18 protein-coding genes are annotated in these 21174 nt (G+C 72.6%); 10 read left to right on the forward strand and 8 right to left on the reverse strand.

Annotated features, from left to right (window positions below; translation table 11 throughout):
* Positions 1-703: 703 nt before the first annotated feature.
* The 4 genes from SNA_RS32425 (at position 704) to SNA_RS32440 (ending at position 4993) form a co-directional block, all read left to right on the forward strand.
* Positions 704-2146 carry an FtsW/RodA/SpoVE family cell cycle protein gene (locus SNA_RS32425; protein WP_078970352.1) on the forward strand — a complete coding sequence of 481 codons (1443 nt, stop codon included), beginning with the start codon at positions 704-706 and terminating at the stop codon, positions 2144-2146.
* Entirely contained in the window at positions 2143-3627 is a 1485-nt protein-coding gene (locus SNA_RS32430) for a penicillin-binding transpeptidase domain-containing protein (protein WP_044367965.1), read from the forward strand. The genes SNA_RS32425 and SNA_RS32430 overlap by 4 nt, the downstream gene beginning before the upstream one ends.
* A gap of 4 nt (positions 3628-3631) precedes the next feature.
* Positions 3632-4093, forward strand: coding sequence for an HD domain-containing protein (locus tag SNA_RS32435; RefSeq protein ID WP_030065517.1), 462 nt, complete (start codon positions 3632-3634; stop codon positions 4091-4093).
* Between the two features lie 66 nt (positions 4094-4159).
* On the forward strand, positions 4160-4993 hold the full coding sequence (locus SNA_RS32440) for an ABC transporter ATP-binding protein (protein ID WP_044367966.1): 834 nt from the start codon (positions 4160-4162) through the stop codon (positions 4991-4993).
* A 62-nt stretch (positions 4994-5055) separates the two neighbouring features.
* Here SNA_RS32440 and SNA_RS32445 read toward each other — a convergent pair whose 3' ends face one another.
* On the reverse strand, positions 5056-6162 hold the full coding sequence (locus SNA_RS32445) for a ferritin-like domain-containing protein (RefSeq protein ID WP_030065515.1): 1107 nt from the start codon (positions 6160-6162) through the stop codon (positions 5056-5058).
* Positions 6163-6437: 275 nt separating this feature from the next.
* Here SNA_RS32445 and SNA_RS32450 point away from each other — a divergent pair, with 275 nt between their 5' ends.
* The 4 genes from SNA_RS32450 (at position 6438) to SNA_RS38725 (ending at position 9629) form a co-directional block, all read left to right on the forward strand.
* Positions 6438-7364, forward strand: a complete 927-nt coding sequence (locus tag SNA_RS32450; RefSeq protein WP_104532119.1) for an AurF N-oxygenase family protein — start codon at positions 6438-6440, stop codon at positions 7362-7364.
* A gap of 72 nt (positions 7365-7436) precedes the next feature.
* Positions 7437-8177, forward strand: a complete 741-nt coding sequence (locus SNA_RS32455) for a TetR/AcrR family transcriptional regulator (RefSeq protein ID WP_044368340.1) — start codon at positions 7437-7439, stop codon at positions 8175-8177.
* A gap of 36 nt (positions 8178-8213) precedes the next feature.
* A complete protein-coding gene (locus tag SNA_RS32460) occupies positions 8214-8492 on the forward strand; it encodes a hypothetical protein (RefSeq protein WP_044367967.1) in 279 nt (92 codons plus the stop codon).
* Positions 8493-8612: 120 nt separating this feature from the next.
* Positions 8613-9629 (forward strand): coiled-coil domain-containing protein, encoded by a 1017-nt coding sequence (locus SNA_RS38725; RefSeq protein WP_157880156.1) that lies wholly within the window; start codon positions 8613-8615, stop codon positions 9627-9629.
* 103 nt (positions 9630-9732) lie between these two features.
* Here the strand turns inward: SNA_RS38725 and SNA_RS32470 are convergent, their stop codons facing one another.
* From SNA_RS32470 to SNA_RS32490, 5 genes are read right to left on the reverse strand one after another with little or no spacing between them, the layout of a single operon-like run.
* The gene (locus tag SNA_RS32470; protein ID WP_030065511.1) at positions 9733-10986 is read right to left on the reverse strand and encodes a styrene monooxygenase/indole monooxygenase family protein; all 1254 of its coding nucleotides are present in this window, start codon (positions 10984-10986) and stop codon (positions 9733-9735) included.
* Positions 10987-11043: 57 nt separating this feature from the next.
* Positions 11044-11670, reverse strand: a complete 627-nt coding sequence (locus SNA_RS32475) for a GTP-binding protein (protein WP_241779928.1) — start codon at positions 11668-11670, stop codon at positions 11044-11046.
* 22 nt (positions 11671-11692) lie between these two features.
* Entirely contained in the window at positions 11693-12094 is a 402-nt protein-coding gene (locus tag SNA_RS32480) for a DUF742 domain-containing protein (RefSeq protein WP_030065509.1), read from the reverse strand.
* Positions 12091-12600, reverse strand: a complete 510-nt coding sequence (locus tag SNA_RS32485; RefSeq protein WP_030065508.1) for a roadblock/LC7 domain-containing protein — start codon at positions 12598-12600, stop codon at positions 12091-12093. The genes SNA_RS32480 and SNA_RS32485 overlap by 4 nt, the downstream gene beginning before the upstream one ends.
* Positions 12597-15581: a sensor histidine kinase gene (locus SNA_RS32490; RefSeq protein ID WP_241779929.1), complete on the reverse strand. Its 2985-nt coding sequence runs from the start codon at positions 15579-15581 to the stop codon at positions 12597-12599. Before SNA_RS32490 ends, SNA_RS32485 begins: the two co-directional genes overlap by 4 nt.
* A gap of 481 nt (positions 15582-16062) precedes the next feature.
* Here SNA_RS32490 and SNA_RS32495 point away from each other — a divergent pair, with 481 nt between their 5' ends.
* A complete protein-coding gene (locus SNA_RS32495) occupies positions 16063-16908 on the forward strand; it encodes a protein phosphatase 2C domain-containing protein (protein ID WP_030065504.1) in 846 nt (281 codons plus the stop codon).
* Positions 16909-16948: 40 nt separating this feature from the next.
* Here the strand turns inward: SNA_RS32495 and SNA_RS32500 are convergent, their stop codons facing one another.
* Complete coding sequence (locus tag SNA_RS32500; RefSeq protein WP_104532133.1) at positions 16949-17407, reverse strand: MarR family winged helix-turn-helix transcriptional regulator; 459 nt, start codon at positions 17405-17407, stop codon at positions 16949-16951.
* Between the two features lie 279 nt (positions 17408-17686).
* On the opposite strand from SNA_RS32500, the gene SNA_RS32505 reads away from it, so the two are divergent.
* Positions 17687-18556, forward strand: coding sequence for a lysozyme (locus SNA_RS32505; protein WP_030065502.1), 870 nt, complete (start codon positions 17687-17689; stop codon positions 18554-18556).
* A gap of 102 nt (positions 18557-18658) precedes the next feature.
* Here SNA_RS32505 and lon read toward each other — a convergent pair whose 3' ends face one another.
* A complete protein-coding gene (gene lon / locus SNA_RS32510; RefSeq protein ID WP_030065501.1) occupies positions 18659-21067 on the reverse strand; it encodes an endopeptidase La in 2409 nt (802 codons plus the stop codon).
* Between the last annotated feature and the right edge of the window lie 107 nt (positions 21068-21174).

A 21174-nucleotide genomic window follows, 5' to 3' on the forward strand; every position in this document is an offset into this window, starting at 1 on the left:
GGCTGAGGGGCTTGGTTGCCTGGTGGGCTGGTGGGTCTTTTCGGCGGTGGTGCGGTCGGTGCTGCGGTGCGGTGGGGCTTTTCGGGGTGTTCTGCGGGCGTTCTTCGGGTGTTCTTCGCGTCTTCTTCGGGTGCTGCGTTCGGTCGGCGGCCGTCGAGGGAGTTCGGCGCGGCGGTGCGTCGAGTTCCTTGACGCCGGTCGGAGCGTTCAGGTTGTCCGGTCGGTCCGGACGAGTTTACAAAGTGCCCTTGGGGGCGTTGACGGAACGAGGGCGTAACGAAGAAGGGGACGGCGGGATGTCAGGGAGGTACCCCGGCCGTCGTACCCCCCTGCGCGCCGCCTTGCCGTCGCGAACTGGGCCTGCCAGTAGGCCGGGACGGCGTCGGGATGCCGGGTGCCGTCGTCCCGGCCGGCAGCCCGGCGCCTTCCGGGCGGCGCCGGCGGCGGGTGCGGGGCGTGGCGAACGCCTCATGCCCCGATCGGGCGGTCCCCGCGATCCGTACGACGGGCCGGTGACAGCGACACCGACACCGACACCCGCACCGACGGTGGCCAACGGCACGACGCGAGGGGCGGAGTTGGTGCCGGGTGCGTCGCGGGTGGGGGCGCGGGCGACGGCGCGCGATCCTGGAAGCGGCCGCCGCCCCGAACACCGGGTGCGACATAACGGATATATGGCTCACCGCTTGCTACGTTGCCTGGCATGACGGCAACGGCATCGGCGGCTCCCGCGCGACCCGCGGACACTCCCCCACCCTTGCCGCTGCCCCCGAAGCGGCGGGGCGTCGAACTGGGCCTCCTGGTGGGCGCCGTACTCATCAGCATCTGCGGCTATCTGACGGTGGGCGCCGCCACCGGGCACGCGCTGCCGGCCGGAGCGGTCACCTACGGCGCCGGACTGGCCGCGCTCGCCCTGCTCGCGCATCTCGCCGTACGGCTGCGCGCCCCGTACGCCGATCCGCTGCTGCTGCCCATCGCCGTGCTGCTCAACGGTCTCGGCCTGGTGCTGATCTTCCGGCTCGATCTGGAGACGCCCGGCGACCGGGCCGCGCCCGCGCAGCTGGTGTGGTCGACGGTGGGCGTCGGGCTGTTCACCGCCGTGGTGGTGCTGCTGCGCGACCACCGCACGCTCCAGCGGTTCGCCTACCCCTGTGCCGCGCTCGCCCTGCTGCTGATGGTGGCGCCGATCCTGTTCCCGGCCGTCAACGGCGCCAAGATCTGGATCCGGGTGGCGGGGTTCTCGTTCCAGCCCGGGGAGTTCGCCAAGGTGCTGATCACCGTTTTCTTCGCGGCGTATCTGGCGGCGAACCGCGAGGTGCTGGCCGACATCGGGCACGCGGGGTGGAGCGGGCGGCTGCCGCCCGGCCGGGTGCTGGGGCCGGTGGTGGCGATCTGGCTGGTCAGTGTGGGTGTCCTGGTGCTGGAGCGGGATCTGGGGACCTCGCTGCTGTTCTTCGGGATCTTCGTGGTGCTGCTGTACGTGGCCACCGGGCGGGTCGGGTGGCTGGCGGTCGGGCTGCTGCTGGCGGCGGGCGGGGCGACGGCGGTGGCGACGCTGGAGCCGCATGTGCACGGGCGGGTGACGGACTGGCTGCATCCGTTCGCGGGGATCGCGGCGGGCCGGGGGCCGGGGCAGCTGGCGCAGTCGCTGTTCGCGTTCGCGGCGGGCGGACTGCTGGGGACGGGGCTCGGCCAGGGCGACTCCCAGCTGATCGGATTCGCCATGAAGTCCGACTTCGTGCTGGCGACGGTCGGCGAGGAGCTGGGTCTGGCGGGGCTGACCGCGCTCTTCGTGCTCTACGCGCTGCTGGTGGGGTGCGGCTTCCGCGCCGCGCTGGGCATCCGCGAGCCGTTCGGCGGGCTGCTGGCCGTGGGGCTGGCCGCGCTGCCCGCCGTCCAGGTCTTCGTCATCGCGGGCGGGGTGATGGGGCTGATTCCGCTCACGGGGATGGCGATGCCGTTCCTGGCGCAGGGCGGGTCGTCGGTGGTGACGAACTGGATCATCGTGGCGCTGCTGGCGCGGATCAGCGACCGGGCACGGGCGCCGGAGGGGGCGGGTGAGCGGAGGGACGAAACGGCACACCACCCCGTCCCGGAACACAGCCCGCCCCCCGAACCCCGCTCCGCCCCGGAGTCCCGCCCATGACCCGCTGCATCCGGCAGACCGCCGCGCTGTGCGCCCTGCTCCTGGTCGCGCTGCTGGTCAACGCCGCGCGGGTGCAGCTGTGGGAGGCCGGGTCCTACAGCGCCAATGCCGCCAACCGCCGTGCCGCACTGGCCCGTTACGCGCAGCCGCGGGGGCCCGTGCTCGTGGCGGGCCGGCCCGTCACCGGCTCCCGGGACAGCGGCGGGCGGCTGCGGTACGAGCGCACGTATACCGACGGCCCCCTGTACGCGCCGGTCACCGGCTATGCCTCGCAGCTCTACGGCACCTCCCTGCTGGAGCGCGCCGAGGACGGCATCCTGGCCGGCACCGACGACCGGCTGGCCACCTTCCCCTGGTGGGACCGGATCATCCGCGGCCACCGGCCCCCCGGCAGCGTCGCCACCAGCATCGACCCCGCCCTCCAGCGCGCCGCGTTCGGGGCGCTGGGCCGCAGGAAGGGCGCGGTGGTCGCGCTGGAACCGCGCAGCGGACGGATCCTGGCGCTGGCCAGCACCCCGTCGTACGACCCCACCGCCCTCTCCGGCAACGGCACGTCGGTCGCCGCCGACTGGCGGCGGCTGACCGGTGCGGCCCACCGGCCGATGCTCGACCGGGCGGTCGAGCGGGCCTATCCGCCCGGTTCGGTCTTCAAGGTCGTCACCGCGGTGGCGGCGCTGGAGAGCCGTACGGTGACCGACATCGACGCCCCCACGGACACCCCCGACCCCTACACCCTGCCCGGCACCGCCACCCGGCTGGGCAACTCCGTGCCCGGCTGCCGCAACGCAAGCCTCAGGGACGCCTTCCGGCTCTCCTGCAACACCGTCTTCGCGCGGCTGGGAGCCCGGATCGGGCTGCACACCATGGCCCAGGTCGCCGAGCGGTTCGGCTTCAACGACCGCCGGCTGCGGATCCCCTTCCCCGTGGCGGCCAGCACCTTCGGTACGACGATGGACGCCTCGCAGGTCGCGCAGTCGGCGATCGGGCAGTTCGACACCACCGCCACCCCGCTCCAGATGGCGATGGTCGCATCGGCGGTCGCCAACGGGGGGATCCTCACGCCGCCGTATCTGGTGGACGCGGTGACCAATGCCCGCGGGACCACCCTCGACACCGGTCCGCAGCGGCCCGCGCGCCAGGTGATGTCCCCGGCCGTCGCCGGGCAGCTCCAGGAGCTGATGGTCGACGCGGTGGCGCACGGGAGCGGCCGGCAGGCCGCGCTCGACGGTGCGACGGTGGGCGGGAAGACCGGTACCGCGCAGCACGGTGTGCGCAACGAAGGGGTGCCGTACGCCTGGTTCGTCTCCTGGGCGCGGGCCGAGGACAGCGCCGAGCCGTCGGTGGCGGTGGCCGTGGTGGTCGAGGATGCCTCGGCGGACCGGTCGGACATCAGCGGCGGCAGCGTCGCGGCGCCCGTGGCCCGCGCGGTGATGGCGGCCGCACTGCGGCGCGACGGGCACACCGTGCCGCCGTCACAATGACCGTATGACGGAAACGACACCCGCCCGCCCGCTGTCGCTCACCGAGGTCGAGGAGCTGGCGCGGCAGGCGCACGCGGGTCAGACCGACAAGGCCGGCCGCCCGTACGCCGAGCATCTGGCCGCGGTGGCGGCGTGCGTACGGGAGCGGGGCGGCACCGCGGAGCAGATCGCGGCGGCCTGGCTGCACGACGCCGTCGAGGATGCGGCGCTGAGCGAGGAGTGGCTGGCGGGGGCTCCGCTGAGCCCGGCGACCAAGGAGATGGTCCTGGCCGTCACCAAGCGGGCGGGCGAAGGGGTCGAGGCGTACACCGCCCGCATCCTGGCCACGCCCGGTGCGCTGCTCGTCAAGGAGGCGGATCTGGCGCACAACGCGGATCCGGTCCGGCTGGCCGCCCTGGACGGCGCGACGCGGGAACGGCTGACGGCCAAGTACGCAAAGGTACGGGCCCTGTTGGGCCTGCGGTAGCCGCCGCGGGAGTCCATACGCCGGACGGCCCCGCAGAAAGCTGCCGTATGCAGCTACTGTGCGGCGATGACCCTTCCGACGAGCGTCGCACCGCCTTCGCCCCCCCGGCCCGCCCGTGTGATCGCCGCGCTGGACGGCGTGGGCGTCCGCCGCTTCACCACCGACCAGATCATCCTCGACGGCATCGACTGGTCCGTACGCGCCGGTGAGCACTGGGCGCTGCTCGGTGCCAACGGCGCGGGCAAGACGACGATCCTGCGGCTCATCGGCGCGCTGATGTTCCCGACCGTGGGGAGTGTCGAGGTGCTGGGGCACCGGCTCGGCCGTGTCGATGTGCGCGAGCTGCGGGCCGTCATCGGGCTGGTCTCCGGCGCGCAGAAGGTGCCGCAGGACGCGACGGGCCATACGGTCGTGCTGACCGGTGCGAGTGGCACCGTGCAGCCGCTGTGGCGCACATACGACGCGGAGGTCCGCGAGCGCGCGCACGAGCTGCTGGCCGAACTGGACTGCAAGGAGCTGGCGGACCGGCCGTACGGGGTGTGTTCGGGGGGCCAGCGGGCCCGGATCCTGATCGCCCGCGCGTTGATGTCACAGCCCTCGCTGCTGCTCCTGGACGAGCCGTTCAACGCCCTCGATCTGCCCTCGCGCGAGGACCTGATCGACACCCTGCACCAACTGGCCCTGGGACGGCCGGAGTTGGCGACCGTCACGGTCACCCACCACCTGGAGGAGCTCTCCCCGGCCATCGGCCACGCCCTGCTGCTGCGCGATGGGCGGGTGCAGGCGCGCGGTCCGGTGGCCGAGGTGCTGACCGGGGAACGGATGACCGCGTGCTTCGGCCGGCCGATCGAGGTGTCCCGGCACGAGGGCCGCTGGCTGGCGCGGTCGGGGCGGCGGTAGGACCTGTCCGATGAATCGCCGGGGCCGCGGGCCGCGGACGGGGATCGCCGCGGGCCGCGCGCTCAGTTCTGCGTCCCCTGCGCGATGGCCTCGGCCACCTCGGCCGTACGGGCCGCCTCCTCGGCGGCGAAGCGTTCCGCGTCCAGTCTTTCGGCGAGTTCCTCGTCCTCGGCCATCAGCAGATCGAGGTTGGAGTCGCCCATCTCGAAGACGCCCATGTCCACGTAGGCGCGCTGGAGGCGTTCGCCCCACAGGCCGATGTCCTTGACGCAGGGCACGATGCGGCTGAAGAGCAGCTTGCGGAAGAGGTGCAGGAATTCGGAGCGCTCGGTGAACTCGGCGGCCTCCTGCTTGGGTATGCCGAAGTTCTCCAGCACCTCCAGGCCGCGCAGCCGGTCGCGCATCAGATAGCAGCCCTCGATGACGAAGTCCTCGCGTTCGCGCAGTTCGGCGTCGGTGAGCTGCTTGTAGTAGTCGCGCAGCGCCATCCGGCCAAAAGCGACGTGGCGGGCCTCGTCCTGCATGACGTAGGCGAGGATCTGCTTGGGCAGCGGTTTGGTGGTGGTGTCGCGGATCATGCCGAAGGCGGCCAGCGCCAGGCCCTCTATCAGGACCTGCATGCCGAGGTAGGGCATGTCCCAGCGGGAGTCGCCCAGGGTGTCGGCGAGCAGCGACTGGAGATTGTCGTTGACCGGGTAGAGCATCCCGATCTTTTCCTTCAGGAAGCGGGCGTAGATCTCCGCGTGCCGGGCCTCGTCCATGGTCTGGGTGGCGGAGTAGAACTTCGCGTCCATGTCGGGGACGGACTCCACGATGCGCGCAGCGCACACCATCGCGCCCTGCTCGCCGTGCAGGAACTGGCTGAACTGCCAGGAGGTGTAGTGCTGGCGGAGGTCGCCGCGGTCCTTTTCGGTCAGCTTGTCCCAGTACTTGGTGCCGTACAGGGACATGGACTCATCCGGGGTGCCGAGCGGGTCCTTGGGGTCGACCTCCAGGTCCCAGTCGATGCGCAGATTGGCGTCCCACTGCTTGTCCTTGCCCTTCTGGTAGAGGGCGAGCAGCCGGTCGCGGCCGTCGTCGTACTCCCAGCTGAAGCGGGCGGCCCCGGTCGCGGGCACCGCCCACGGGTCCTCGCCCGGGTTCTGAACGTACAGATCGCGGCTCGACACGGACGCCTCCTCAGCTGTTCACACTCATCGCACACACACCGGATTCAGTCGACACACGCTTATCAAACGCGCCACCGAGGGCAGTCGTTGGCAGGCTCACACGTTTCTTACTGGCGAGTCAATAAGTCGCGCAGGGGGGATTGACGGGCTTACTGACACGCAGTCTCATAAGAGACGTTCCGGCGTGACCGCCGGTAACTCCCGTGATTCCGGTACCGCATGAGCGAGAAACCCATGAGTGAGGTAGCCACGCCATGACGAGCGCGCCAGCCGCAATGACCATGACGGACACCGACGTCCTGCGCGACGCCCTCGGCCTGCTCAAGGACCGGGAACAGGTCGCCGAGCGCCTGCTCGACTCCTCCGCCAAGCACTCCTTCGACCCCGACACCGAACTCGACTGGGACGCGCCCCTCGAAGAGGGCAAGTGGTTCTGGCCGCCGGAGCTCCTCTCGCTCTACGGCACCCCGCTGTGGCACAAGATGTCCGTCGAGCAGCAGCAGGACCTCTCCCGGCACGAGGCCGCCTCGCTCGCCTCGCTGGGCATCTGGTTCGAGATCATCCTGATGCAGCTGCTGGTCCGGCACATCTACGACAAGCCGGTCACCAGCGCCCATGTCCGTTACGCCCTCACGGAGATCGCCGACGAATGCCGGCACTCCAAGATGTTCGCGCGGATGATCCAGCGCTCCAAAGCGCCCACTTACCCCGTCTCCCGCCTCAACCACAACCTCGCCCGCATCCTCAAAACGGTCTCCACCACCCCCGGCTCCTTCGCCTGCACCCTGCTCGGCGAGGAGATCCTCGACTGGATGCAGCGGCTGACCTTCCCCGACGAGCGGGTGCAGCCGCTGGTGCGCGGCGTGACCCGTATCCATGTCGTCGAGGAGGCCCGGCACGTCCGGTACGCCCGCGAGGAGCTGCGCCGCCAGATGGTCACCGCGCCGCGCTGGGAGCGGGAGTTGACCCGGGTCAGCTGCGGTGAGGCGGCCCGGGTCTTCTCCCTCGCCTTCGTCAACCCGCAGGTCTACACCAACGTCGGGCTCGACCGGCGGGAGGCCGTCGCACAGGTCAGGGCCAGCGGCCACCGCCGCGAGGTGATGCAGTCCGGCGCCCTGCGGCTGACCGACTTCCTCGACGAGATCGGCGTACTGCGGGGTGTGGGGCGCCGGTTGTGGCGCAGCTCCGGACTGCTGGCGTGAAGCACGCGCATGCGGCCCCCTCGGCACGAGCAGGTGTACGACGCGCAATACGGGGCGGTTACGCTGCTGCTCATGAACGGCAGCGGCACCGCCCCAGCAGTACCCCGACCCGCCTACCGCAGGCTGAGCGTCGAGCAACGCCGCAGCCAACTGCTCGCCGCCGCACTGGGCCTGTTCGCCCAGCGCGCTCCCGAGGACGTCTCGCTGGACGACGTCGCCACCGCCGCCGAGGTCTCGCGGCCGCTGGTCTACCGCTACTTCCCCGGCGGCAAACAGCAGTTGTACGAGGCGGCGCTGCGCAGCGCCGCCGACCAGCTGGAGCGGTGTTTCGCCGAACCGGAGTCCGGTCCGCTCACCCACCGGCTGTCGCACGCGCTGGACCGCTATCTGGCGTTCGTCGACGAGCACGACGCCGGGTTCAGCGCGCTGCTCCAGGGCGGCAGCGTCGTGGAGACCTCCCGCACCACCGCGATCGTCGACGAGGTGCGGCGCGCGGCCGCCGAGCAGATCCTGCGGCATCTGGGCGAGCCGGAGCCGGGACTGCGGCTGCGGATGACGGTGCGGATGTGGATCACGGCGGTCGAGGCGGCCTCGCTGATCTGGCTCGACGAGGGCAAGCGGCCGCCGCTCGACGAACTGCGCGACTGGCTGGTCGACCATTTCGTGGCACTGCTGACCGCCACCGCGGCCCGGGACGAGCAGACCGCGCGGATCACCCGGGCCGCGCTGGCGCTGGAGACCGCCGCAGGGCCGGTCGGCGATCTGGCCCGGCGGGTCCTGCCGGTCGCGCACGGCGCCGCACACCTGCTGTGATCGGCCGCCCGGCGGCGCGGATGTGACACTGGGGGCGTGCGCAGTGAGAACACCCCCTTCGTCGGCGGCCCCCTGGACGGCCGGGTCCTGCCCGTGCTGGTCGGCGCGACCGGGCAGCCGCCGAAGAGCTATGAGATCCCGGTGCCGAACGACGACGGGCGGCCGCCGACCGTCCATGTCTACCGGCGGGTTCCGGGACGGGTGGGGCGCCTGGGGCTGCCGAGCGGGTGGCGCTACGAGTACGACCCCGAGGGCACGCCGCAGGACGGCGGCGGGCTGCGGCGGCTGTTCCGGCGGGACCGTTCCGGCGGCTGATCGAGTGGACCGGGCGACGCCACCGACGCCCGTACATCCGAAATGTATGACTGTCGTGACAGCATCCGAATCGCCCGGGCCTCTCCGGGCGCTTGCATGCTTCCGGCGGAGGTGGGAACGGTGTCGACCCGACGTGTGTCACGGCGCTTTCTGCCCTGGGCCTGCACCCTGGCGGTCCTCGGCGCGGCGGCGCTGACCCTGCCCTCGTCCGTCCTGGCCGATCCGGGACCCGCAGGGGAGCCGGCCCCGGCGGGACCCGCGCGGCGCGGCCCGGCGTCCGCCGGGTGGGAGGACACCAAACCGTCGGACTCCCGGCCCCGGGACACCCGGTCCCCGGCCGCCGCCTCGCCCTCGCCCGGCAAGCCGTCGGCCGGGCCGACCCCCCTCACCACCACCGACTCGGGTACGGCCGACACCTGGATCCCCGACACCGGCGAAGGCGAGCTGGGGAGGGTCACCGAAGGCATGAACGGCGATCCCGCCGGGCCGGACGGGACGCCCGACGGGACCGGCGGCTCCGACGAACCGGCCGACAGCGGCCCCACGGGCGCGACCGCCGAACCCTCCACCGACCGCCGCAGCCCGGCCGCCCTGCTCCGGCAGCTCCAGACGCTCTACCGGGAGTCCGAGGACGCCACCGCGGCCTACCGCGCGACGGAGCAGGATCTGCGGGCGGCCCGCCGGCACTCCGAGGACCTGTCCGCGCAGCTGGCGCGGGCCCGTACGCAGCTGGCCGGCGGGCGGGCCGATGCGGGGCGGCTGGCGCGGCTCCAGTACCAGGGGGCGGCCTCGCCGGTCGCGTCGTATCTGCGGGTGCTGCTGGCGAAGAATCCCCAGCAGGCCATGGACACCCGGCATCTGATCCGGGAAGCGGCCCGCAGCCAGCGCGCCGCGGTGCTGCGCCTGACCGGCGACGAGAAGACGGCCGATGTGCTGGCCACCCGGGCGCGGGCCGCGCTGGAGGCGCAGCAGGCGCTCACCGACCGGGCATGTTCCCAGCGCGAGACGGCGGCGGGCAAGCTCAAGGAGGTCGAGCGGCTGCTCGCGGGGCTGTCCCCCGAGCAACTGGCCGACCTGCGGCGGCTGGAGGTTCAGGCATCCGACGGCGTGCGACGTGATCTGCCGGCGGAGGCCTGAAGGCAAGGAACCCGGCCGGCGGACCGTCTTCGGGAGTCCGCCGGCCGGGAGGGCCTGTGCCCGGCTGCCCGGCCTGACGGCAGGGTGAGCCGGTGGGGCCGGTTCAGCCCGTGAGCGAGGCGAGGTAGGCGTTCGCCTTGTCCGGGTCGTAGAAGAAGTTCTCGAAGTCGGACGGGTCGTCGAAGCCGTTGGCGAAACGGTCGGCGATCGGCTGGATCTGGCCGGCCGCGCCGATGATGTTCAGGACGTGCTCCGGGGGCGGGGCCAGCATCGCGTTGGTCCACTTGGTGACGTGCTGCGCGGTCTTCCAGTAGCGGTCGAAGGCGGCCTGCATCCAGTCCTCGTCGAACGGCTCCTCGCCGCGCTCGACGATGGAGGTCAGATACGAAGCGGCGCATTTGGCGGCCGAGTTGGAGCCCTGGCCGGTGATCGGGTCATTGGCGACGACGACGTCCGCGACGCCCAGGACCAGGCCGCCGGAGGGCAGCTTGCCGACGGGGTTGCGTACGGTCGGGGCGTAGCGGCCGGCCAGCGTGCCGCCCGCATCGGTCAGTTCGGCCTTGGTGCAGCGCGCGTACTCCCACGGCAGGAACGTCTTCATCAGCTCCAGCGTGGTGGCCAGGTGCTCCTCGGGGTCCTTGACGGACCGGAAGACGTCCAGCGGGCCGCCCGGGATGCCCTCCCAGAAGAGGATGTCGGCCCGGCCGGAGGTGGTGAGGGTCGGCATGACGAACAGCTCGCCGACGCCGGGGACGAGGTTGCAGCGGACCGCCTCGACGTCGGGGTGCTCGGGGCGCGGGCCCATCCCGTGGACGTAGGAGACGGCCAGCGCGCGCTGCGGGGCGTCGTACGGCGAACGGGACGCGTCCCGGCCGAACATGGACACCAGCTCGCCCTTGCCGGCCGAGACCAGCGTCAGGTCGTAGCGGCCGGCGAAGAAGTCCAGGTCGGAGACGGCGGCGCCGTGGATGACCAGCTGACCGCCGCGCTGGGCGAAGGTCTCCATCCAGCCGGCCATCTTCACCCGCTGGTCGACGGACTGGGCGTAGCCGTCGAGCCGGCCGACCCAGTCGATGGCGCGCTGCGAGCCGTCGGGCCCCTCGTGGCTGCCGGGGGCGGCGACCGAGACGCCCAGGCCCTCGATGCGCGGGGCCTGGCTCTCCCAGAAGTTGATCCCCAGATCGCGCTCGTGCTGGAGGGCGGTGTCGAACATGCACTGCGTCGACATGACCCGGCCGGAGCGGATCTCGTCGGCGGTGCGGTTGGACATGAGGGTGACCTCGTAGCCCTTGTCCTGGAGGCCGAGGGCGAGCTGGAGGCCGGACTGGCCGGCTCCGACGATAAGGATCTTCCGCATGGCGGTGCTCTTCTCTGTTACTGCGGTGAGGGGAGGGTGACGGGGGGCGGCACCCGCCTATTCGGCGGCGGTCTCCAGCGCATGGCCGACCAGGGACAGCAGCGAGGCCACGACGGTGGTCCGCTCCCGTGCGTCCATGATCACGACAGGGACGTGGTCGGGCACGGTCAGCGCCTCGCGGACGTCGTCCACGGCGTAGGACCGGGTGCCCTCGAAGTGGTTGACGGCCACGATGTACGGCAGTCCGCAGCTCTCGAAGTAGTCCAGCGCCGGGAAGGAGTCCTCCAGCCGCCGGGTGTCGGCCATCACCACCGCGCCGATCGCACCGCGGACGAGGTCGTCCCACATGAACCAGAAGCGCTGCTGGCCGGGCGTGCCGAACAGATAGAGCACCAGGTCCGCGTCGAGGGTGATCCGCCCGAAGTCCATCGCGACCGTCGTGGTGGTCTTGTCCGGGGTCGCGGTCAGATCGTCGGTGTCCTCGCTGGCCTGGGTCATCACCGCCTCGGTCCGGAGCGGGGTGATCTCCGAGACGGAGCCGACGAAGGTGGTCTTGCCGACGCCGAAACCGCCCGCGACCACGATCTTGGTGGCGACCGGGGCCCGGCTGCGGTCGGTCTGCCAGCCCTGGAGCCCGCCGTCGGTGTCCGGGGTCCGGCCGCCGTCCAGGGATCCGCCGCTCACCGCCGGTCCGGCCGTTGTCGCGTCAGAGCTTGTGAAGTCCACCGAGCACCCTTTCGAGCAGCGCGCGGTTCGGCCGGCCGGAGCCGTGCCCGGTGCCGTAGACGCGGATCTTTCCCTGGTCGGCGAGGTCGCTGAGCAGTACCCGGACCACGCCCAGCGGCATCTTGAGCAGTGCGGAGATCTCCGCGACGGAGCGCATCCGGCGGCACAGTTCGACGATCGCCCGCATCTCGGGCATCACGCGCTCGCCCCAGCCGCCGGAGGTCAGCTCGCGGCGCTCCTCGGGGGCCTCCAGCGCGGCCACGAAGGTCTCGACGAGGAGGACGTGGCCGAAGCGCGTGCGGCCGCCGGTGAGCGAGTACGGGCGCACCCGCGCGGGTTTGCGGTCCGCGCCACGTATCGGAAGTTTCGAAGAGCTTGTCACTGGGCGTTCTCCATCGACTGGCGCAGTTCGGTGCGGAGTTCGGGGGTCAGGACATGGCCGGCCCGGCCGACGAACAGCGCCATGTGGTAGGCGATGACGCTCATATCGCAGTCGGGGGTGGCGTACACGCCGAGCAGCGAGCCGTCGCTGATCGACATCACGAACAGGCTGCCCTCGTCCATCGCGACCATCGTCTGCTTGACGGCGCCGCCGTCCATCAGCTTCGCCGCGCCGTTGGTGAGGCTGCCCAGCCCCGAGACCAGGGTGGCCAGATCGGCGCTGGACCCCCGGGGGCCGGTGGTTCGGTCCCCGGCATCCTCGGCGGCCAGGCCGGGGTCGGAGGCCAGCAGCAGCAGTCCGTCGGAGGAGACCACCGCGACCGAGCGGATGCCCGGCACCTCGTCGACCAGGTTGGTCAGCAGCCAGTGCAGATTCCTGGCCTGGCTGCTCGATCCGCATCCGTGACCGGTGGGCGCCTGGGTACCCGTGGGCGCTTGCGCATTCACTCGCGTGCCTCCTCGATGACGTGACTGTGTCCCGGGGCCCCCGCTCCGTCGGTGTCGTGATGTGGAAGGTGCTGCTCCGCCGTACGTTCCGCGAGTTCGGCCTCGACCTCGCGGCGGCCGTCCTGCGCCCCCTGCTGGAACCCGCCCAGCCGGCGCCGCAGCGCCTCGGCACCGGCCGCGCCGCTCTTGCGCGGGGCGGCGGACGCCTGCTGCTGGGCCACCACCTTGGGCGTGCGCTTGGGCAGGCCCAGGGCGGTACGGCGGGGTTCCGGGGTGTCGGTGGTGTCGTGGGCGGTGTCCCGCGCCGTGTCGTCGGTGGTGTCCTGCGTGGCTTCTTCGCTGGCCTGCGCGGTGGCCGGTTCGGTGGCCGCTGCGGCCGTGGGCCCGTCGGACGCTTCCGGCGCCGGCTCCTCGGCCGGGCCGGTGTGCGCGTCCGGGCCGATGGCGTACGGGTCCTGAGAGGCGGCCGGGGCCGCGGCGGGCTCCTGCGGCCGGGGGTGCGAGACGTCCGCCGGGCGGGTGTGCTCGGCGGCGGTGTCGCCCTCGGTCCCGTCGCCCGGGGTCTCGTCGTCGGCCGCGTCCCCGGCAGCGCCGGCTGTCTCGTCCGCCGCCGCTTCGACGACCCGCTCGGCGGCGGCCACCAGCGGGTCCGCCGCCTCGGGCGCGCCGTCCGGCTCCGGCTCCGCCGCCCCGTCCTGCGCCGTGCGCGCCGCCGGTTCGCTCCGCGCCACCCGAGTCGGCAGCGCATTGGAGTTCGCCTCGGCGACCGAGCCGGGCAGGCTCGGGGTGTGCGTCAGGTCCTGCGGCACGGTCGAGGGCGCGGCGCCGGCCGGTGCCGGGCGGGTCGGCAGGATCGACTTGGGCAGGACGACGACGGCCGTGATGCCGCCCTGCTTCTGGTCGCGCAGCGAGACCCGCACGCCGTGCCGGGCGGCCAGCCGCACCACGACGTACAGGCCGAGCCCTAGCGCCTCGTCGACGGTCTCGGAGGAGGAGGCCGCCTCGACGTCGGAGAGCCGCTCGTTGAGCTCCGTCAGCTTGTCGGCGGTCATCCCGATGCCCTCGTCCCGCACGGAGAGCATCACCTCGCCGCTCTCCAGCAGCCAGCCGGACAGCTCGACATGGGCGTCCGGCGGCGAGAACGCGGTGGCGTTCTCCAGGAGTTCGGCGACCAGGTGGCTCAGGTCGTCCGCGGCGAACCCGGCGACCTGGGAGTGCGGCGGCAGCGACTGGATGCGCACCCGCTCGTAGCGCTCGATCTCGCTGATGGCGGCGCGCAGCACGTCCAGCAGCGGTACCGGGCCGGGGTGGGTGTTGCCGTGCTGTTCGGCGCCCGCCAGCACGAGGAGGTTCTCGCTGTTGCGGCGCATCCGGGCGGCGAAGTGGTCCAGTTTGAAGAGGGTCTCCAGCCGGTCCGGGTCCTGCTCGCCCTCCTCCAGCGACTCGATGACGCCGAGCTGGCGCTCGACCAGGCCGAGGGTGCGCAGCGAGAGGCTGACGAACCGGCCGTGCACCCCCGAGCGCAGGACGACCAGCCGCTCGTGGAGTTCGGCGATCTCCGCCTTGAACTCCTTGGCCTGGTCCTGGAGCACCTCGCGCTCGGCGGCCAGCCGCTGCCGGCTGCCGATCAGCCGCTTGCGTTCGCCGGTCCACTCCTCGTTCTGCCGGGCCAGGTCGGAGACCTGGGCGTGCAGCGCGTTGACGGACCGTACGGCGGCGGCGAATTCGTCGTTGCGGCCCTTGTAGGAGATGGACTCCTCGTTGCCGGGGTCGGCGGCGATCCGCTTGGCGCCGAGCCGCAGCGCGGCCAGCGGCTGGGTCATGGTGCGCGCGGCCCAGACGCCGGCGCCCACGGCCAGCAGCAGGCACAGCCCCTCCAGCCCGATGCGGATCTCCAGCGCCGTCACGTCGTCGTCGCGCAGGGCGGCGAGCCGGGCGGTGTCGGCGGTGGCCATCGCGGATTCCACCCCGCGCATCAGGGAGATCCGGGCGGTGAGGGTGGCGGCCACCCGCCCGCGGTTCAGCCGCAGATCGACGGCGTCCAGGCGGGGCTGGTCGGTCAGGCGGGTCAGATAGCGCTCGGCGGTGGTGACGTCGCCGCCGGTCACGGTGCGGTCGTAGCGGTCGCGGGCGCCCTGGCCCGCGGACTGCTGGAAGTCGTCCAGCGCGCCCTGTTCGCGCAGATGCGCCACCTGGGCGGCGGCCGTCAGCCGGGGCTGCGGGCCGCCCGCCTGGAGGGCGGCGAGCAGCAGACCGCGGGTGCCGGCGGCCTGGTCGGCGGCGCGGCCGAGGAAGGGCAGCGCGCGGGTGTCGCCGTCGGCCGCCGCCGCGCGGGCGGGCAGCCCGCGCGCGATGTCGTCGCCGATCGCGCCGAGCGCCTGGATGACCTCGGTGTAGGAGGCGTGGGTCTCCTCGGGCGTCCCGGGGCCGGTCAGCGCCTGACGGCGGGTCCGGTCGAGGCCGCGCAGCAGTTTGTCGGCGGTGGCGAAGACGGCGGTGTCGCCGGAGGCGTCGTTGGCCTCCTGGCGCAGATCGCGGATCTGCTGGTCCACCCGGTCGCGCTGGGCGGCGGAGTCGGGGCTCTTGGCGGATGCGGGTGCGGCGTTGCCGAGCGCGCCGTTCACGGTCCCCTGCGGGACGCCGGTGCGCCGGGCGGCCGCCTGCCCGCCGCGGCCCGTCGCCACGTAGGCCGTCATCGCATCGCGCTCGTCGGCCAGGGAGTGCGCCAGGGTGATGGCGCGGGCGTTCAACTCGGCCAGGTCGACCAGTTGCTGGGAGGTCTGGGCGTTGTCGGCCGCGGTGGCGACGGCGGGGGCACCGGCCCCGAGGACGGCCGCGGCCACCACCGCCACGGCTCCGACCAGCCGGTTGCGGACCCGCGCGGGACGCCCGCCCGTGCCCTCCGATGTGCCCGAACCCGGTCCCGAGACCGAATTCGCCGGTGTTCCCGGCTTCCCTGCGCCGCCCCGAAGCCGCTTCATCCGCACCGCTGCTCGCATTCTCGTCTCGCCTGCGCACGCCGTGTTGGCGGCGCCGACCCGGCTCGCCCTCCGCCCGCGGACGGGGCCTGCGCGAAATCCGCAGCAGCGCACACTTCCGCGAAGGGAAAACGGCCCGGCTCTGCGCGCCGCGACGAACGTCCTGGCCCCACCCGGTGATCCGGGCAACGACCATTCCACCGGCGCCGCGCAGTGGCGCGGGAACACATGCCCGGCCACCCGAAGGAGTGAACAACAATCGGAGTTTGGCCATCAACTTCCGTGCACCGGCAGTTGCGGTTGCAACGGGGGGCAACCCTGAGACAAGTTTGGAGATGCGTGCCGCTCCTGGCAGGATGCGCGCCCGCATCCGGCCGGCCCCGGGTTCCCGCCGCCCCTGCGGCACCCGCCGCGTCCCGCCCCGGCGGCCCCGCCCAGGCCGGGCGGCCGGTCCGGAGGCGCCCCCTCCGGCAGACTTTCCCGTATGCGCATCGAACTCGCCACGGAGCCCGGCGATCCCCAACGCCCAAACGAGGACTACGCATCCGTCGCGCTGCCCGCCTCCGGTCAGGGCGGCGTTCTGGTCCTCCTGGACGGCGTGACGCCGCCGGAGGGCGACTACGGCTGCGTCCACTCCGTGCCGTGGTTCACCGCCCGGCTCGGCGGCGCAATGCTCGAACTGTCGGGTTCACACCGGGATATGACGCTCGCTGAGGCTCTGGCGGAGGCCATCTCCCGGACGGCCGAAGCCCATCGCTCGTCGTGTGACCTTTCTCACGTCCGCACTCCGCAGGCAACTGTCGTCGCCGCGCGCTGGTCCGGGGACGCCGTCGAGTATCTGGTGCTGTCCGATTCCGTCCTCCTTCTGGAGCAGCCGGACGGATCCGTACAACCGGTGCTCGACTCCCGTCTGGACACATTGCCGACCCACGTCCGCGCCCGGCGCGAGGCCGTCCGCGCGCTGCCCCGCGGCTCGGCCGAACGGTCCGCCGCGGGGCGCGAGTACGCCCGGCTGGTCGAATCGCTGCGCAACGCCGAGGACGGCTTCTTCACCGCCGCCGCGGACCCTTCGGTGGCCGCCCGCGCCGTCACGGGCACCACACCCCGCTCCCGGGTCCGCTCCCTGACGGCCCTGAGCGACGGCGCGGCCCGGTGGGTCGAGGTCTTCCACGAGGGCGACTGGTCGCGCTGTGCGGCCCTCGTCGCCGAGCAGGGGCCCCAGGCCCTGATCGACCGGGTGCGGGCGGCCGAGGCGGCGGACCCGGAGTGCCGGACGCATCCGCGGGGCAAGGCACGCGACGACGCCGCGGTGATTTTTGTGGCCCCGTGACAAAAGCGCCCGGGGCCGGCGGGACGGTCTCGGGCCGGCCCTACGCCTCGTCGCCCTCGTTCAGGCGGTGCAGGAGGCGGGCGAGTTCGGCGACCTCGGCGCGGTCCCAGGAGGCGAGGCGGCGGGCGTAGCGGGCGCGGCGGGCGTCGCGGACGCGGGAGAAGCGGGTGCGGCCCTCGTCGGTGATGCGGACGAGGACGGCGCGGCCGTCGGCGGGGTCGGGTTCACGGGCGACCAGGCCGAGTTTCTCCAGGGTGTGCAGCTGGCGGCTCATGGTCGCCTTGCCGACGCCGAAGAAGCCGGCGAGTTCGGTGGCGCGCTGGGCGCCGGCGTCCGCCAGCCGGAGGAGCAGTCCGTACGCGGCCGACTCCAGATCGGGGTGGACCTCGCGCGCCAGCTCCCCGGACGAGGCGCGGGCGCGACGGAGAAAGACCGTCAACTCGCGTTCCAGGGAGAGAAATGCGTGGTCCGCACCCGGTTGTCCGCCGTCCGCCGCCATTCCGTCGGCTCCGGTGTTGTGCACGTCAGCGCCCTTTCCCGCTTTCCCCGGCCTGAAAGAATTCCGTTGCGTGCGGCCGAAACCGCAGCTGAGCCAGTATTTCGCAGGGATAGACCAACGGCAGCCCCGCCTCCCTCTTTTGTCCCGTTGGTCTACGCGCGTACCGTCCTTGTGACAGGGCCGCACCACGTGGGTACACAAGTAGTCAGGCCCCCCTCAGACCCCGGGCCTCCCCCCTCAGTCACTCACCGAGATCCTTCGAGATCTACGGAGGCACGTATGCCCGTGCTCAGATCCGGCTCCCCCCACTCCCCCTCCTCCCCCCTCTCGCGCTGCCTGGCGGCCGCGGCCGCAGTGCTTCTCGCGGCCGTCTCGCTGCTGGTGGGACTGCCCGGCGCCGCCGGTGCCGCGGCCCCCCGGTACGCGCCGGAACCGACCCACCCCGGCCAGGACTGGGCCGGTTCCCAGATCGCCCGGCACGAGGGCCATGCGGCCGGTATCGCGCCACCGGCCTCGCTCGCGTCGTCCGTCGAGGGTGTGGACGTCAGCAGCCACAACGGCAACGTCGCCTGGTCGACGCTCTGGAACGGCGGCGCGCGGTTCGCCTACGTCAAGGCGACCGAGTCCACCAGCTACACCAACCCGTCCTTCGCTCAGCAGTACAACGGGTCCTACAGCGCCGGCCTGATCCGTGGGGCGTATCACTTCGCGACGCCCGACACCTCCAGCGGCGCGGCCCAGGCGCTCTACTTCGCCTCGCACGGCGGCGGCTGGTCCAAGGACGGCAAGACGCTGCCCGGGGCGCTCGACATGGAGTACAACCCCTACGGCTCGACCTGTTACGGGCTGAGCGCGGCCGGGCTGGTCAACTGGATGAAGGACTGGTTCGCCACCTACAAGGCGCGCACCGGCCGCGATGCCGTCCTCTACACCTCCACCGCCTGGTGGAAGCAGTGCACGGGCAATTCGTCCGCGTTCGGCGCCGTCCACCCGCTGTGGCTTCCGCGCTACGGCTCCTCGGTCGGCGAACTGCCCAACGGCTGGGGCTTCCACACCTTCTGGCAGTACACCTCCAGCGGTGCCACGGTCGGGGACCACAACCGCTTCAACGGCTCGCTGGACCGGCTCAAGGCCCTCGCCAACGGCTGAGCGGGCCGGCTCGGGCGGCCCGGCACCGCCGGGCCGCTCCCCTGGCGGCCGGCCCGTCCCCGGTGGGAGGGACGGGCCGGTCACCGCCGTCCGCGGCCGGTCTCACACCGCCAGCGGCATCTCGGGCGTGGCCCCGTCGGACGCCGGGGTCAGCGCCAGTTCCAGCACCTGGCGGACGTCCGCCACCGGGTGGACGGTGAGGTCCTGGAGGATCTCGTCGGGCACGTCGTCCAGGTCGGGCTCGTTGCGCTGGGGGATGACCACCGTGGTGATCCCCGCCCGGTGCGCGGCGAGCAGCTTCTGCTTGACGCCGCCGATGGGCAGCACCCGGCCGGTGAGGGAGACCTCGCCGGTCATCGCCACGTCCGGGCGGACCTGACGGCCCGAGAGCAGGGAGGCCAGCGCGGTGGTCATGGTGATGCCCGCGCTCGGACCGTCCTTGGGCACCGCGCCCGCCGGTACGTGCAGATGGACCCCGCGCTCCTTCAGATCGCCGACCGGCAGCTCCAGCTCCGCGCCGTGCGAACGCAGGAAGGACAGGGCGATGTGTGCGGACTCCTTCATGACGTCACCGAGCTGTCCGGTCAGCTGGAGGCCCGAGGCCCCCGTCTCCGGGTCGGCCAGCGACGCCTCGACGTACAGGACGTCGCCGCCCGCTCCGGTGACGGCCAGGCCGGTGACCACACCGGGCACCGCCGTCCGCCGCCCGGCCGGGTCCTGCGCCGACTCCGGGGTGTGGTGCGGGCGTCCGATCAGGGGGCGCAGCTGCTCGGCCCCGACGGTGAACGGCAGCTCCTGCTCGCCCAGTTCGTGCCGGGCCGCCACCTTGCGCAGCAGCCGGGCGAGGGCCCGTTCCAGATTCCGTACGCCCGCCTCGCGGGTGTACTCGCCCGCCAGTTTGCGCAGCGCACCGTCCTGAAGGGTCACCTCGCCGCGCTCCAGGCCCGCCCGCTCCAGCTGGCGCGGCAGCAGATGGTCGCGGGCGATGGTGACCTTCTCGTCCTCGGTGTAGCCGTCGAGGCGGACCAGCTCCATCCGGTCGAGCAGCGGCTCGGGGATGGCTTCGAGGACGTTGGCGGTGGCCAGGAAGACCACGTCGCTGAGGTCGAGTTCGACCTCCAGGTAGTGGTCGCGGAAGGTGTGGTTCTGCGCCGGGTCCAGGACCTCCAGCAAGGCGGCGGCCGGGTCGCCCCGGAAGTCGGAGCCGACCTTGTCGATCTCGTCCAGGAGGACGACCGGGTTCATCGAGCCGGCTTCCTTGAGGGCGCGGACGATACGGCCGGGCAGTGCGCCGACGTACGTCCGCCGGTGGCCGCGGATCTCCGCCTCGTCCCGTACGCCGCCGAGCGCGACCCGGACGAAGGTGCGGCCCATGGCGCGGGCGACGGACTCCCCCAGCGAGGTCTTGCCGACGCCGGGCGGCCCGACGAGCGCGAGCACCGCCCCTCCCCGGCGGCCCCCGACCAGCCCCAGCCCACGCTCCGAGCGGCGCTTGCGCACCGCCAGATACTCGGTGATGCGCTCCTTGACGTCCTCCAGCCCGGCGTGGTCCGCGTCCAGGACCTCCTTGGCGCCGGCGATGTCGTAGGCGTCCTCGGTGCGTTCGTTCCAGGGCAGTTCGAGGACGGTGTCCAGCCAGGTGCGGATCCAGGAGCCCTCGGGGCTCTGGTCGCTGGCACGTTCCAGCTTGTCGACCTCCTTGAGGGCGGCCGTGCGGACGTCCTCGGGCAGGTCGGCGGCCTCGACGCGGGCGCGGTAGTCGTCGCCCTCGTCCCCGGGCTCGCCGTTCAGCTCGGCGAGCTCCTTGCGCACCGCCTCCAGCTGCCGCCGCAGCAGGAATTCCCGCTGCTGTTTGTCGACGCCCTCCTGGACGTCCTTGGCGATGGACTCGGCGACGTCCTGCTCGGCCAGATGGGCGCGCAGGGCCTCGGTCGCGGTCCGCAGGCGGGCGACCGGGTCGGCGGTCTCCAGCAGGCCGACCTTCTGCTGGAGGGTCAGGAACGGCAGATAGCCGGCGTTGTCGGCGAGGGTGGAGAGGTCGTCGATGCTCTGGACGCGGTCGACGACCTGCCATGCCCCGCGCTTCTTCAGCCAGTTGGTGGCCAGGGCCTTGTACTCGGTGACGAGGTCGGTGACGGCGCCCGGCAGCGGGGAGGGCACGTCCTCGGCGACGGTGGTCCCCTCCACCCACAGTGCGGCGCCGGGGCCGGTGGTGCCGGAACCGATGCGCACCCGGCCCAGACCCCGGATCAGCGCGCCCGGGTCGCCGTCGGACAGCCGTCCGACCTGCTCGATCCGGCCGAGCGTGCCGATGGCCGTGTACGTCCCGTCAACCCGGGGCACCAGCAGCACCTTGGGCTTGGCGCCCGAGCCCGCGGCGGCCTGCGCGGCCTCCACGGCCGCCCGCACCTCCGCGTCGGACAGGTCCAAGGGCACCACCATGCCGGGCAGGACGACCTCGTCATCGAGGGGCAGCACGGGCAGAGTGAGCGATGTGGGCGTCGATGCCATGATCTCCCCTTCGGCAAGCAAGTTGAGCTGTACTCACTCAATGCGGAGGGGCGGGGAGATGTTCCCCGGAGTGTGTTCGCTGTCAGCGATCGGGGACGGTGCCCGGG

Origin of the sequence: Streptomyces natalensis ATCC 27448, from assembly GCF_000935125.1 — a bacterium.
In the GTDB taxonomy this organism is placed as follows: domain Bacteria; phylum Actinomycetota; class Actinomycetes; order Streptomycetales; family Streptomycetaceae; genus Streptomyces; species Streptomyces natalensis.